Here is a 15,841-nt window from a genome sequence, read left to right on the forward strand (position 1 = left end):
TATTCATAATTTTTGATTATATAGATGAGATAGTATATTTGTCGCCACAAAGAATCCAGTAACATGCAAAATGAACAGTACACGCCCATTGATTCTCCTTTTACATCAATTAAAAGAGAAGATTGGAAAAAACTAAATGGTCACTTCACACATACATTTGCACAGCAAGATCTGGATCAATTGCATGCACTTAACGAACCGCTAAATGCAGAAGAAATTGAAGATGTGTATTTCCCTTTAAGTCATTTACTTGGTATTCATATCGAACGTTTTCATGATTTGCATAAAAGATCCAATCTTTTTTTTCAAAAAAATGAAAGTAGACTTCCTTTTATCATTGGGATTGCTGGATCAGTTGCTGTAGGTAAAAGTACAACAGCAAGGGTATTGCAACGTGTTCTCGCTTTACTTCCCACAAAACCAAAAGTAGACTTGGTTACGACGGATGGATTTCTTTATCCAAACAAGGAATTGAATGAAAAAGGCATCATGAATAGAAAAGGGTTTCCTGAAAGCTACGATGCTAAAAAGTTAATTCAATTCTTATCTGCAATAAAATCTGGTGTTGGTTCAGTTTCTGTTCCTGTTTATAGTCACTTAGCATACGACGTCTTACCTGATGATCAGCAACAGATCATTGATCATCCTGATATTTTGATCGTAGAAGGTATCAACGTCTTACAAGTCAATTCACAAAGAGCTAAAAAAGGACATAACAGTGTCTTTGTATCTGATTTTTTTGATTATTCTATTTATGTCCATGCAAGTGAAAAAAACCTGTTAGAATGGTATACCAATCGATTTGAATCTTTAAGAAATACAGCTTTCCAGGATCCGGCTTCATTCTTTCACCGTTACGCCAATATGAATACCAAAGAGAGTGTGCAAATGGCTCATCAAATCTGGAACGAGATCAATAAACCAAATTTAGAACACAATATTTTACCGACACGCTACCGTGCTGATTTAATTTTAGAAAAAGGTAGTCACCATTTCGTTAAGAATATAAAAGTGCGCAAGATTTAATTCTCTCTGGAGGTAAACAATAGCACTTCATTTAAAATTTCATTCTGAATTTGATAATGTAACTTATTGCTACTGGATATGGTTGTTAGGTCAATTTTATATTTAACAAAATCCTTCCCTACTTCCGCAACTTTTACTTTAAATACATCATCCCAAATAATATTTTTATTTACTTTCAATAAGGGTTCCAAGTGGTTTTCAAACTGATTGATGGGTAGCATTTTTTCCAAAGGAAGTTCAAACTTGACAATCAATTTATTCGACTTCTGCGAAGATTTATTCACCATTGTTGACGTAAATATTAAATTATTGGGAATCAATACGACATCATCATCCTCATCGCGTACCACGATATTCGCTAATGTAATATCAACAATTTTTCCTTGATAATTGTTGATTTTAATATGATCTCCGATGGAAAATTGATCAGAAAACATTACTAAAAGTCCACTGATCATATTGGTAATATATTCTCGAAAGATGACAGCTATAGCCATCGCAACAATCGTCATGCTGGTCACAAATTCCTTCGGATCGATCCCTAGTGCAATCATTACTGTAATGACAATCATCACAGCATTAAATACACGTGCTACTCGTGATATACCCAAAACAAAGTTACCTCTAACAGTATGGTTCGCATGCTTTCGATTATACAATGAAATGATTAAAAATCGCCCAATGGAGATCAATAAGTTTGCTGTCAAAAATGTATTTAACGCATAGGCAAAGTGCAGAATAAGGGTATGCTTTTCATAAAAAGAAGCAAAACCCACAAATGAGTAATTTAAGACTAACCAAACGATGCAACGGATAACAAAAGATAAAGACAATTTATTTTTAATCATGTAGACAAGATTTACTTCAACAGCTAAACTAATCATTTTTCAATCAATACAAAAAACAGGTTTATGTAAAATAAGTATATTTGCAACAGACCTTTTTGGTCAGAAAAGCATGAACGAAGAAACTAAGTACACAGAACTGACGGTAACAGGTATGCATTGCAACAATTGCGCAATTGCTATCCATCAATATTTAGAAAAAAAAGGTGGCAAAGATATATTTGTCAATTTTGCTGAAGATGAGGTCAAATTCTCCGGTATAGACGACCGCAACCTGCTCACAATAACAAAAGGAATAGAGGAGTTAGGATACAAGGTAATTACAGCCAATTCTTCAAAAGAAAAGTTCTATAAAAAAATAGAAACTAAATTTTGGTTTAGTCTGATCTTTACGCTCCCCCTATTTGCACATATGTTTATACATCATCCTTTATTGCATGACCCTTATCTGCAACTTGGATTATGTATACCAGTATTTTTATTGGGATTTTTCCATTTTGGAAAAAGTGCATTTTTCTCTGTAAAAAATGGGATGCCTAATATGGATGTGCTAATTTTCATTGGTTCAACTGCTGCTTTTACCTATAGCCTCATTGGGACAATTAATCATCTTGGACCTAGTTATCTATTTTATGAGACATCAGCAACGATTATCACCTTGGTTCTTTTGGGTAATCTTTTAGAAAAGAAATCCATCAAAAAAACAACTTCCGCTATTGGGGACTTAATCAAAATTCAACAGGTAACTACCACAAAAATTGTAGACGATAAGGAAGAAACGATACAGGCAAAAGATGTCAAACAAGGTGATATTTTATTGGTAAAATATGGAGATCAGATTCCAGTCGATGGTGACATCATAGCAGGAAATGGTTTTGTCAATGAATCGATGATCACTGGAGAGAGCCTCCCTGTTGCGAAAAAGAAATACGATACTGTTGTTGGAGGTACTATTTTGTCTGAAGGAAATTTAAAAATAACCGCGACAAAGGTGGGTAGCAAAAGTACCTTGTCTCAAATCATTCAACTGATCAGAGAAGCACAATCAAAAAAGCCACCGATTCAGAAATTAGGCGATAAAGTTGCTTCTTATTTTGTCCCCTTAGTAGTAGTCATTTCATTATTTACATTTTTCATCACTTATTTTATCGCAGAGGTGCCTTTACAACAATCTCTAATGAATGCGATTGCTGTACTTGTGGTATCTTGTCCTTGTGCAATGGGACTAGCCACTCCTACTGCTGTCATGGTTGGTTTAGGGAGAGCTGCAAAAATGGGCATATTGATTAAAGGTGGAGATACCATTGAGGAAATGTCGGATTTAAAGTACATGGTATTTGACAAGACAGGTACATTAACAACAGGAAATTTTAATATTAAGGCCATTCAGACATTTGGTATCGAGCAAAGCCAAGTAGAATCCATCATTGCCCAACTAGAAGGTTACTCTAATCACCCTATTGCCAAATCTATTCGGCAGCATATGGTAGAGGTAAAAGCTTATCGTATTATCTTTCAAAACGTGAAAGAAATTAAGAGTGAAGGCATTTACGCTGTAGACACAAATAACAACGAATATAAATTGATCAATGCGCGCTTAGGAAAGGTTGATTATTCCAATCGCTATGACTTAATTTTAGCGATTAATGATGTTGTTGTTGCTGGTTTGGTAATAGAGGATCAAATAAAACCGTACGCTAAAGAGTTGATTCAAGCGCTCAAACTTAAAAATATCACTCCCGTGATGCTGAGTGGTGATCGTAAAAGTAAATGTGATCTCGTGGCTCAAAAATTAGGGATAGCCGATGTTTATGCGGATAGCAGTCCTGCAGAAAAACTTAACATCATCAATAAAATTAAGAAATCTGGTATTACAGCAATGGTGGGCGATGGAATAAACGATGCTCCCGCACTTACAACAGCACATGTTGGCATTTCTTTAGGTGATGCTAGTCATATCGCCATTCAGTCAGCAAAAGTTATTTTACTCAATAGTGATCTGAAATCCATTGAAAATCTTCTTTTGATTGGAAAACATACGTTACAAACGATTAAGGAAAATCTATTTTGGGCTTTTGCGTACAACATCATTGCGATTCCATTGGCAGCCATGGGCTTTCTAGGGCCGATGTTGGCTGCATTATCAATGGCTTTTTCAGATATTATTGTGATTGGAAATTCCCTTCGTCTTCGTTTTAAAAAATTAAAATAAAAAAGTAATCATTTCTACATTATCATTTCAAAATCAATTAAAAATTCGTCTATTTTTTCTATATCTTCCTGTGCAAAATATTCGCTTTTGAGGTTATTTTTTTGTAACTTCGCATGCGTAGCAATCCGCTTAAACGGTATTGCTTAATAGTTTTATCGAAACCAAATTAATATGGCTGAAGAAACAGAAAATGATAATAATTTAGTACCTGCAAACGATCGTATTATTCCGGTAAGTATCGAGGATCAAATGAAAACTGCTTACATTGATTATTCAATGACAGTTATTGTTTCCCGTGCGTTACCAGATGCTCGAGATGGTATGAAGCCTGTACACCGTCGTGTTCTTTATGGCATGCTAGATTTAGGTGTGACAAGTAGTAAACCTTACAAGAAGTCAGCACGTATCGTTGGGGATGTTTTAGGGAAGTACCATCCGCATGGAGATACTTCAGTCTATGATGCCATGGTGCGTTTAGCACAAGACTGGAACATGCGTTATCCTTTAGTGGATGGCCAGGGTAACTACGGTTCTGTTGATGGAGATCCTCCTGCTGCAATGCGTTATACAGAAGCAAGGTTAAAGAAAATTGCGGAGGATATTTTATCAGACATCACCAAAGACACAGTCGATTTTCAATTGAACTTTGATGACTCTTTACAAGAGCCAACTGTATTACCAACACGTATTCCTAATTTATTAGTAAATGGTGCTTCAGGTATTGCTGTTGGTATGGCAACGAATATGGCGCCACATAACTTGACGGAAGTAATCAATGGTACAATTGCTTATATCGATAACCGTGATATCGACATTCCTGAATTAATGCAACATATCAAAGGTCCAGATTTTCCTACTGGTGGTTTGATCTATGGCTATTCAGGTGTGCAAGATGCTGCAAATACAGGACGTGGACGTGTTGTGATGCGTGCTAAAACGGAAATTGAGGTATCCAAATCTGGAAAAGAATCAATTGTTGTTACTGAAATTCCTTATCAAATCAATAAAGCGAATATGATTGAACGTACCGCTGAATTGGTGAATGAAAAGAAATTAGAAGGTATTTCTGCTATTCGTGATGAATCCGATCGTACAGGTCTACGGGTTGTGTATGATATTAAACGTGATGCAAATGCAAATGTTGTTTTAAACAACTTATTCAAATATACTGCTTTACAAACTTCATTTTCAGTTAATAACATTGCTCTTGTTAAAGGGAGACCTGTATTGATGAATCTGAAAGACATGATCCAAGTTTTTGTGGATCACCGTCATGATGTGATTACGCGTCGTACGCGTTTCGAGTTAGCGGAAGCAGAGAAAAGAGCGCATATTTTAGAAGGTTATCTAATTGCGCTTGATCATTTAGATGAAGTCATTAAATTAATACGTGCTTCAGAAACTCCTGAAGATGCACGCGTAGGATTAATGGAGAAATTTGGTTTGTCTGATCTTCAATCTCGTGCAATCCTAGATATGACGTTACGTCGTCTTACAGGACTAGAACGCGACAAAATTAAAGACGAATATGCTGAATTAATGAAAACGATCGATTACTTAAAATCTATCTTAGCAGATGAAGGTCTTCGTATGCAGATTATTAAGGATGAATTGATCGAAATCAGAGAGAAATATGGTGATGAGAGAAGATCGATCATTGTCCATTCGGCAGAGGATATGCGTATGGAAGATTTTATTGATGATGAAGAAATCGTCATTACCATCTCTCATAATAGCTATGTAAAACGTACGCCTCTTACGGAGTATAAACGACAAGGACGTGGCGGTCGTGGATCTATCGGATCAACCACGCGTGAAGAAGATTTTACAGAACATATCATTACCGCTTCGGCTCATAATTATATGTTGTTGTTTACAGAATCTGGTCGCTGTTTCTGGTTACGTGCATTTGAAGTACCGGAGGGAAGTAGAACTTCTCGCGGACGGGCTTTACAGAATATCATCAATGTTCCAAAAGACGAAAAAATAAAAGCATACATATTAGTGAAGAACTTAAAAGACCAAGACTACTTGGAAAATAATTTCATCATTATGTGTACGAAAAAAGGTACAATTAAGAAAACTTCTTTAGAAGCTTACTCCCGCCCTCGTGCTAATGGTATCAACGCGATCAATATCAATGAGGGTGATCAGTTATTAGAAGCTTGTTTAACGAGCGGTACCAGTGAAATTGTGATGGCTTTACGATCAGGTCGTGCGATCCGTTTCAACGAATCGACGGTAAGACCTATGGGTAGAACCGCTACTGGAGTTCGTGGTATTACTTTAGGTAGTGAAAGTGACGAAGTAATTGGTATGATTAGTGTAGATGATCCAGAGACGACTGTACTTGTTGTATCTGAAAAAGGATATGGTAAACGTACCGATATTGACGATTATCGTGTTACAAATCGTGGTGGTAAAGGTGTAAAAACAATTAGCGTTACAGAGAAAACTGGTAGTTTGGTTGCTGTAAAAGGTGTGAATGATACCGAAGATTTAATGATCATCAATAAATCGGGAATTGTTATTCGTATTTCAGTACAAGAATTAAGAGTGATGGGACGTGCAACGCAAGGTGTTCGTTTAATTAATCTTAAAGGAGAGGATGAAATCGCATCCATTACGAAAGTAGATCGAGAAGAGGATGAAGAAGAAGGAATTACTGAAGAAGAGATCACCTCAGAAGATACAGCAGCAGACAATCAAGAAGAAAATTCTGAATCAAACGAAGAATAAAATAGAATGAAAGCATTATTGACATCGTTTATATTGTCAGCTACGAGTTTAACTGTTGTTGCCCAATCCAATATTAAGGAGGGCAACAACAGTTTTGCTCTTTATACACAAACTGGAGATATAAAGAATCTTGAAAATGCAAGAAAGTTTAGCGATGCTGCATTTCAAACTAGAAAAGATTCCTCTTCAGTTCGTAATAATATTTTAAGAGGCTTAGTTTATAGCTCTTTAGCAGTGATTGATTCCACTAGAAAACAACAGTATACCAGAGATCCTATTGATGAAAGTTTAAATACGTTAAAACTAATCAATAGGAAAAAGGCTTATAAAAATTTCCCTACTGAAGTGGATTATATTAAACAAAATTTAGCGACTGCATTAATCTACAAATCGAATGTTGATTTAAAAAATACAAAAGTAGAAGATGCCTATCGTGGATTTTTAAAAGTAGATTCTCTAGGCTTTAAAAATACAGATCTAAAATTTAATTTAGCAACTTTAGCGGTCAGTAGTAAGAATTATCCAGATGCTATTAAATATTATCAAGAGTTAATTAAACAGGATTCCCCAAAACCTCAATATTACTTGGAGCTTGCTTCGGTATATGAAAAAATCGGGACAAAGCAGGATGAACTCAATACGTTAACAGCTGGTCGATTACAATTCCCTCAGAATAAGGAAATTCTTTTTAAACTTATCGATATCTATACAAAAAATGAATCTTATGACGCTATTTTACCAATAGTGGATGAGGCCATTAAGTTAGAACCTGAAAATATCGAATTGAATTATTTAGCCGGTTATGCTTATGAAGAAGCTAAAGATATGCATAGCGCAAAACAATATTATAACAATGTGTTGCGTTTAGATGCTAATAACTATGCTTCAAATTTAGCTTTAGGCCTTATATACTTAAAAGATTTTCTAAAGTCTAAATCTGAAGAGGATAAACAATCTGCACAAGCTTTTCTTTTGAAAGCAAATGAAATTAAACCCTATGATATCAATGCACTCAAAGCTCTATCGACTTATTACACAGCAATAGAAGATTTTGTGCAATTGGATCGGGTGAATATATTATTAAATCAATTAACAGTTAATTAGCGATGAAAATTAAATCATTATTACTATTGGCAGCTTTGGCATCAGCAGGAACCTCCGTTTATGCACAAAAAAATAATGTTAATAAAGCAAAAACGAGTATTGCAAAATATGAAGAATTAAAAGGAGCAGGAACAGCACAACTTGCTTTGCCAAATTTGAAGACTGCGCAGGAAGCGATTGATCTTGCCGTTGTTCATGAAAAAACAAAAGACAATGCTGAGGCTTGGACGATCTATTCTTTAGTATATGCCAATTTAGCGACTTTGGACAAATCAGCTGATGAAGCTAAAAAAGCTGAAGACGGAATTGCTAAAGCAAAATCACTAGACACTGATGGCGCTAACAAAGATAACATTCGTGTTTCTGAGCAAGTATTGGGTCAATTTAACTTTAATAATGGTGCTGAACAATATCAAGGTCAAAAATATAAAGAGGCTTATGATTCTTTTGAAAAAGCATTAACTTATTTACCAGGTGACACCACATTAATTTACTATGGTGGTATTTCTGCATTACAGTTTAATGATTATGGTAAAGCGATTGCAAAATACAAGGAGTTGCTTCCAAGTAAAACTTTTTCGTCTCATAAACAAGTGGTCGTAGATTTACCTAAATTATATTTACAGTCTAAAGATACGGCTTCTGCTTTGGAGTACGCTGCAAAAGCGGTAGAGCTTTACCCTGAAGATAATGCTGCAGCAGTACAAAATATCGAATTTAATTTGATCACTGGACATGAAAAAGAGATATTAGCAGGTATTACTTCTCAATTGGCTAAAGATCCAAACAATAAAAATTTAAATTATTACTTGGGTATCGCTCACTCAGCAAATAAAAATGATGCAGCAGCTATTGAAGCTTACAAAAAAGCATTGGCTGTAGATCCTGATTATTTTGAAGCAAATACAAATATTGCTATTACAATGATGAATGGTGTTCGTGAAAAATTAAATGCGTTAAATAATGATCGCTCACTTAGTCAAGCGAAATATAATGAAGGTGTTGCTAAAATCAAGGAAGAAATTAAACCTGCTTTAGTTTATTTAACCAAAGCTGTTGAATTACAACCTAAAAATGTTGACGCGTTAACAAACTTGAAAAACTATTATGTTTTCATGCAAGATGAGGCTAAAACTTCTGAAATTACAGCAAAAATCAATGCTTTAAACTAAGTTTTAAACTTAATCTAATAATAAAAAAGGGATTGCATTCATTTGCAATCCCTTTTTTATTATTATTAGATTATCCGGTTTAATTTTTTTCTATATTTAATTCTTACGCAATCTGTACATAAATTCTAGCATATCTATTCCATATTCACCCTGGTATTAATTACTTTTCAAAAGCTTTAACTTTAATTAACATTATTAAAAAAAATAATTACTATCTTTAGAGAATAATATTTTTATCAACGTAAGCTCCGTATATGAACCTAATTTTTACTATTATTTTTTTACAGGGCTAATCAATCTCAATGAAAACAACAATCAAATTTAATAACGTTAACACTTTATTTTCTAAGTCTTTAAAGGAAAGAATTAACGATTATTTCAAAACTAATCAAATTCAAAAAACAGGAGAACACAGAGTCCTTACAAAAGCAATTATTTTGTTTTTGACTGCTGTTTCTTTTTACATCACTTTGGTGGTTATACAACCACATTGGTTAATCAGTATTGTTGTCTGTATTTTGTTGGGGATAAATTTTGCTGCTATAGGTTTTAATGTCATGCACGATGCGGGACATGATACGTTTTCTAAAAGCAAAAAATTGAACAGTGTATTATCTTATAGTTTGAATCTTTTAGGGGGTAATATCTATTTTTGGAAATTGAAACATAATATTGCACACCATACCTATACCAATATTGAGGGAGAAGATCATGATATTGATATTAAATTTATGCGTGTACATAAAGACCAAGAGTTAAAGAAACATCACTCCTATCAAAAATATTATTTCATGGCGCTCTATAGTGTCTCTTACTTGGCTTGGATTTTCTATCAGGATTATGAGAAATACTTTTTAGAAGCAATGGGAAGTAGAAAAAAATCATTTGACTTTCCAGCTCGTGAAAAAGTAATCTTTTGGGTAAGTAAAATTATTCATCTAACGATCTTCATTGTTATTCCTGTATTAGTTGTCGGTTGGTTACCCACATTGATCGGATTAGTTGTGTCTGGAATTGCCTGTGGTATTTGCTTAGCAACTATTTTTCAATTAGCACATGTTGTGACAGAAACAGAATTTGTCGCCATGGAAGAAACAACAGATGCAACCAAAATGGAGAATGAGTGGATGATACATCAATTAAGTTCTACTGCAAATTTTGCAACAAAAAATAAGTTTTTAACGTGGATATTAGGAGGTTTGAATTATCAAGTTGAACATCATCTTTTTCCTAAAATAAGTCACATTCATTATCCTGCTATCAACAAATTAGTCAGAGAAACTTGTCAAGAGTTCAATGTAAAATATTTAGAATATAAGACCTTAAATTCTGCTTTTAAGTCACACGTAAATGTGATTCAAGCGATGTCTAGATAGTTATTCTTTCAATCGTATAGTATAGAAGAAGGGCTAAACAAAATTGTTTAGCCCTTCTTCTATTTAAAAATCGACGTACTATAAGTCTATATCGTTATATTGTGTCCAGAATCAGGCATCAGCATGCTATTTTGAATCTGTAAATTAGTATACGTTGTTATTGTATAATAGTTCATAAAAAGGCCATTGTACTTGAATACAATGGCTTCTTATGAATAGTATTATATTTACTCAATCGGTAGAATTGAATTCTTTAGAACGTAAGTTTAACAGAAGCATTCCAAGTACGTCCCCAACCAACCAAAACATAGTTTGAGGTATCAATACCTTTCCAATATGTTGTTGTGCTTGTTGTCGTATTATTAGAAGTTGCTTCCGAGATATAAAATGTGTTGAATAGATTGTTCACATTCACACGGAAACTCAATGCGTTTTTAGGACTAACGTGTAATTTATACGATACACCTGCATCCGTTAAATCGTAGTTAGGCAATCTTAATGTTTCATTTGAATTTGTAGGCAGTGCTCCATATAATCTTTCAAAACGTCTGTAGTCAGCATCAATAGATAGGCCTTTTACGATAAAATAAGTAGCACCAAGACCAAATGTCGTTTGGGCGGCATCTCCAACATAAACGCCAGTTAAATCTCTATTTTCTACAGCCAATTCAACACGATTTTCATTACGGACGATTGTTGTAGCATTTCCTTCATATTTCCAATCGCCAATGGATGCAAAACCTTTGACAGTTAACCCTTTTAGTGGTCTTGCTGCAAAATCCAATTCTAAACCTCTATGCACTTGTTTTACACCATAGTTGGAAAGATAGATATACTGTCCTTCACTTAAAATAGTAGGATCATTTGTTGGATTATATTTTTTTACATCAGCTGCACTCGCATTTTTCGAACTTCCTGTTACTCGGTTTTCCCAAGTCGTACGATAGGCGTTAACGCTAAGATCAAAATAACGAGAGCTAAATTTATAACCTGCTTCTAATCCCAGTATATCTTCATTTACAGCATTTTGATTGATATCATTTTTGTAGTTCATGAAGATATTCGTTTGATATGGTTGACGTGAATACACACCAGCATTACCAAATAAGGTATGATGACCTAATGTATAGCTTACACCACCTTTAGCATTGTAACCTAGGTTGTTCACACTTTCCGAATCTCCAGTACCATATGTATATAAGAAATAATCTTTACGGCTATTGTGTTGTTCTGAAACTGATCCCTGTACGAAAGCAGTAAAACCATCTTTCGCATACTCTAACTGGCCGAATAAACCTGCGTAACGAATGATTTGATCGTAATCCCAAGCTAAACGATCTTCAGCTGCAGCCGGTTTATCACGCCACGATTTCCATGGATTAGTACTATAGGTATGCAGAGTTGTCACAGTTCCTATGTTTACATTTCCACTGTGCGTTACCGAAGTAGCGCCTAATAGATCTGTCACTTGTCTGTAGTTCTCACCTTTGAAATCACGTAAATCAAACCCTGCATTTAAGTTTAAATTATCGCTCAATTTACGTTGGTAATTGGAAACGATTCCAAACCACTGATGATTATTAACATCAGCAGCTAAATAATAATTGGGGTTAATTTTACTATCATTGCGTTGTGATTGCCCTCCTCCCCGTGCCATAGAAGCATATACAACAGTTGACAAGGATGATTTATCATTGATGGTCCAATCCCAGTTTAAATTCGCTACTGGTTTGTGGTAATAGTTTTTACGTGGATTCATTTCAATACCATTGATTGTTTTGATGTTATCGTTGTATCTTTTACCGTATTGTAGAAAATTACTTAATTTAGATGTGTAACCTTGATTGTGCCACTGAGGTGCACCTGTTACCATTAAATTTAGATTATGATGTTCATTTACTTTATACCCTACTGACAAGAAATAGTTTTGTCCAGCCCCCTCGGTTTTGTCCATGTAGCCATTACCTTTCCAACCGGTTAGCATTGCTGAAACAGCAAAACCACTTTTCATTAAACCAGTATTGTAAGCAATTGTGGATTTAACAAACATATCGTTACCAATAGAAGTTTTAACAAACCCTCCTTCTTTCATATCGGTTGATTTTGTAACAAAATTAACCGTACCTCCTACTGATGATATCGCTAATTTTGAAGAACCTAAACCACGTTGAATTTGAACTAACGAAGCAATGTCAGTCAACCCACTCCAATTAGACCAATATACACGACCATTGTCCATGCCATTAATGGGTTGACCATTTAATAAAAATGCGGTATTGGATTGATCAAAACCACGCGTTGTCATCGAAGATTCACCAAAACCTTTTGCCTGACCTGATACATAAACACCAGGAGTATTTACCATAGAGGCAGTGATATCTTGTGTACCTACTTTTTCTTCGATTACTTCTCGTGTGATTGTAGAAACAGCAATGGGAGTTTTGCGATCTTCTGCAATGTCAATCAAACCTCGTCCTACAACAACAACTTCGTCCAGGTTTGTAGAAGAAGATTCTGAAAAAACCGGATTTAATTGAAGTGCTTCACCAGCTTTTAAGAAAACATTGTCGTAAATGAGTGGTTTTTGGCCAAGATAGGTGACTTCGATTTTGTAAGGACCACCGTCTTGTAGATTCGCGATGTTAAAATGTCCGTTAGCATCTGCCGACCCACTGAAGGTGGCTCCACTTGATTGATGCGTAATTTTGATGGTTGCACCTGTTGTTGTTTGTCCAGTTGATTGTTTTACAACTCCTGTAACACTGCTTGTTGTTGTTTGTGCATGGATGGCTCCATAACTAGCAACAGTAAGAGCAAAAAAAAGTAAAGACTTTTTCATGTAAGATGTGTTTGATATCGTTTAATCCTGCAAAAGTAAAATTCAATTGTTTATTTAACTAATTTTAACATTACATAATTCTATTTAAATACACTTTTCCATGTATTAAAAATTAACAAAAACCCATAAATTAAGATAATAAAGTGTGAAAATAAAACGAAAAGAGTTTTGTAATTATAGATTTCATTAATAACAATGCATTTTAGTTGCATAGATAATAATTCTAGTCAAAATAAAAGTTTGTCTTTTATTGATAAGAATAAGAACTATTTTTCATACCTATAATCTTAAAATCTTTGTTATACAGGCTGGCTTGAAAACGAGTACCTCTGGATGTTCTCTGTAAAATCAAATTACATAAAAAAGGCTTAAAATTAATTTTAAGCCTTTTTATGTAATAATTCCTTTTTATTTTTTAGGAATTTCTTTCAAGATTTGTTTGACAAACTCCCAAAATTTTTGAACAGAAGATACAGATACACGCTCTGCTGGAGAATGGGCTCCTAAAATAGTAGGTCCAAATGAAATCATATCCATTTCAGGATAATTTGTTCCCAAAATACCACACTCTAATCCAGCATGACAAGCAACAACTGCCGGTTCTTCTTGGTGCTGTTCTTTATAAATGCGTTTTAAGACATCTAAAATATCAGAATTGGGATTGGGTGTCCATCCTGGATAAGAACCCGAAAAAACAACTTTAAATCCAGCTAATTCAAACGTTGCTTGTAATGATTGCGCTAAGTCCATTTTAGAACTTTCCACAGATGATCTAGTCAAGCATTGGATATTGATGTTTCCCTTTCCGACAGTAACTCTTGCGATATTATTTGACGTTTCTACGAGATCTTCAAAATCTGGACTAACACGATATACACCATTTTGTGCTGCATAAATAGCCTGAATCAATTGTTCTTGATCTACAACAGGAATTACCTGAGCAGGCACTGTTGTCAATTTTTCAATTGAAATCGTTAATCCTGGATCAACCGTTTTAAATTCCAATTGGATATTACTAATCAAAGGCGCTAAATCCTCAGCAAAATTATTTTCATATTCTGAAGATACAATCACAACAGCAACAGACTCACGAGGAATAGCGTTACGTAAGCTACCCCCATTTAAGGATGCTATTTGTAAACCAAATTGATCATAGGATTTAAACAATAAACGGTTCATAATTTTGTTGGCATTGCCCAATCCTTTATGAATTTCAATTCCCGAGTGTCCCCCGTTAAGTCCTTTTACAGAAATTTCAAAAGCAACAGCTCCTGAAGGACTTGCTTCCTCTTTATATGTTTTTGAAGCCGTTACATCGATACCTCCTGCACAACCAATATCGATTTCATTATCCTCTTCCGTATCTAAGTTTAATAGAATTTCACCAGAAAGTACTCCTGCTTGCAATCCCATAGCACCTGTCATCCCTGTTTCTTCATCTATTGTAAATAGTGCTTCAATCGCTGGATGAGGTAAATCTGTAGATGCTAAAATCGTCATGATGGTCGCTACACCAATACCATTATCAGCACCTAATGTCGTTCCATTAGCTTTTACCCAATCTCCATCAATAAACATATCGATCCCCTGTGTATCGAAATCAAAAACGGTATCGTTATTTTTCTGATGAACCATGTCTAAATGTGATTGTAAAACGATCGTCTTACAGTCTTCCATACCTATTGTCGCAGATTTCTTTATGAGTACATTTCCAACTTGATCTTTACTCACCTCAAGTCCTAAAGATTTTCCAAAATCCATCATGAATGCGATAACACGTTCTTCCTTCTTTGAGGCACGAGGAACGGCATTCAATGCCGCAAAATTTTTCCATAACTCCTGAGGAGCTAAAGATTCTAAATTACTATTTATCATAATTTCTCTATTTCGAGAACAAAGTTAGTTTTTTTGAAGTAATTTAGACATATGGATGGTAAGAAACTAAAGAAGGAGTACTTTCGTGAATCTGGAAAAGAGCTTTTCGAAAAAAGACTTCATGCGAAAGTGGAAATTAAGAAATTTAATGACGCTGATCCCAAATCATTTAAAGAAAGGCAATTGATTATTAAAAAATTGATCAACACGAGTACCAATCGATTTTTTATAGAACCTCCTTTTTACTGTGACTATGGGTTTAACATTTCCATTGATGATAATTTTTTTGCTAACTACAATTGTACGCTACTAGACTCGGCTCCTATTTCTATTGGAAAAAATGTATTATTTGGCCCACATGTATCTTTGTATACTTCTGGGCATGCTATCCATCCAGAAGATCGTGCTAAAGGTTGGCAATTTTCAAAATCCATTACTATTGCAGACAACGTTTGGTTAGGTGGACATGTGATTGTCAATCCTGGCGTACATATAGGTGAAAATAGCATCATTGGTTCTGGATCCGTCGTGACAAAAAACATTCCGTCAAATGTCATTGCCGCAGGTAATCCCTGTCGGGTCATTCGATCAATACATGAAAGTGACCGATTTGTTAGGGAGGAAATGGACAGCTTCTAATCAGGCTTTCGTCA

Annotated in this window: 10 protein-coding genes; 7 read left to right on the plus strand and 3 right to left on the minus strand. The window is 34.8% G+C overall.

What is annotated here, in order from left to right:
• The first annotated feature begins 63 nt into the window (after window positions 1-63).
• The gene (gene coaA / locus LZQ00_RS08015; protein ID WP_234514464.1) at window positions 64-1,026 is read left to right on the plus strand and encodes a type I pantothenate kinase; all 963 of its coding nucleotides are present in this window, start codon (window positions 64-66) and stop codon (window positions 1,024-1,026) included.
• Here the strand turns inward: coaA and LZQ00_RS08020 are convergent.
• Window positions 1,023-1,910: a mechanosensitive ion channel family protein gene (locus LZQ00_RS08020; RefSeq protein WP_234514465.1), complete on the minus strand. Its 888-nt coding sequence runs from the start codon at window positions 1,908-1,910 to the stop codon at window positions 1,023-1,025. The two genes, coaA and LZQ00_RS08020, sit on opposite strands and share 4 nt — an antisense overlap.
• Before the next feature lie 73 nt (window positions 1,911-1,983).
• Here LZQ00_RS08020 and LZQ00_RS08025 point away from each other — a divergent pair, with 73 nt between their 5' ends.
• The 5 genes from LZQ00_RS08025 to LZQ00_RS08045 all read left to right on the plus strand — a co-directional run bounded on the left by LZQ00_RS08025 (window position 1,984) and on the right by LZQ00_RS08045 (window position 10,474).
• Window positions 1,984-4,083, plus strand: coding sequence for a heavy metal translocating P-type ATPase (locus LZQ00_RS08025; RefSeq protein ID WP_234514467.1), 2,100 nt, complete (start codon window positions 1,984-1,986; stop codon window positions 4,081-4,083).
• Window positions 4,084-4,254: 171 nt separating this feature from the next.
• Window positions 4,255-6,822, plus strand: a complete 2,568-nt coding sequence (gene gyrA, locus LZQ00_RS08030) for a DNA gyrase subunit A (protein ID WP_234514469.1) — start codon at window positions 4,255-4,257, stop codon at window positions 6,820-6,822.
• Between the two features lie 6 nt (window positions 6,823-6,828).
• Window positions 6,829-7,926 carry a tetratricopeptide repeat protein gene (locus tag LZQ00_RS08035; RefSeq protein WP_234514470.1) on the plus strand — a complete coding sequence of 366 codons (1,098 nt, stop codon included), beginning with the start codon at window positions 6,829-6,831 and terminating at the stop codon, window positions 7,924-7,926.
• 2 nt (window positions 7,927-7,928) lie between these two features.
• On the plus strand, window positions 7,929-9,098 hold the full coding sequence (locus LZQ00_RS08040; RefSeq protein ID WP_234514472.1) for a tetratricopeptide repeat protein: 1,170 nt from the start codon (window positions 7,929-7,931) through the stop codon (window positions 9,096-9,098).
• 302 nt (window positions 9,099-9,400) lie between these two features.
• On the plus strand, window positions 9,401-10,474 hold the full coding sequence (locus LZQ00_RS08045; protein WP_234514473.1) for a fatty acid desaturase family protein: 1,074 nt from the start codon (window positions 9,401-9,403) through the stop codon (window positions 10,472-10,474).
• Between the two features lie 253 nt (window positions 10,475-10,727).
• On the opposite strand, the gene LZQ00_RS08050 is transcribed toward LZQ00_RS08045, so the two are convergent.
• Together LZQ00_RS08050 and LZQ00_RS08055 are read right to left on the minus strand one after the other, a co-directional pair.
• On the minus strand, window positions 10,728-13,313 hold the full coding sequence (locus LZQ00_RS08050) for a TonB-dependent receptor (RefSeq protein ID WP_234514474.1): 2,586 nt from the start codon (window positions 13,311-13,313) through the stop codon (window positions 10,728-10,730).
• Window positions 13,314-13,721: 408 nt separating this feature from the next.
• The gene (locus LZQ00_RS08055; RefSeq protein ID WP_234514475.1) at window positions 13,722-15,188 is read right to left on the minus strand and encodes an aminoacyl-histidine dipeptidase; all 1,467 of its coding nucleotides are present in this window, start codon (window positions 15,186-15,188) and stop codon (window positions 13,722-13,724) included.
• Window positions 15,189-15,239: 51 nt separating this feature from the next.
• Between LZQ00_RS08055 and LZQ00_RS08060 the strand changes: the two genes are divergently transcribed.
• Window positions 15,240-15,827 (plus strand): sugar O-acetyltransferase, encoded by a 588-nt coding sequence (locus tag LZQ00_RS08060; RefSeq protein WP_234514476.1) that lies wholly within the window; start codon window positions 15,240-15,242, stop codon window positions 15,825-15,827.
• The last annotated feature ends 14 nt before the right edge of the window (window positions 15,828-15,841 follow it).

The sequence above is a fragment of the Sphingobacterium sp. SRCM116780 genome, from assembly GCF_021442025.1.
Classification (GTDB): domain Bacteria; phylum Bacteroidota; class Bacteroidia; order Sphingobacteriales; family Sphingobacteriaceae; genus Sphingobacterium.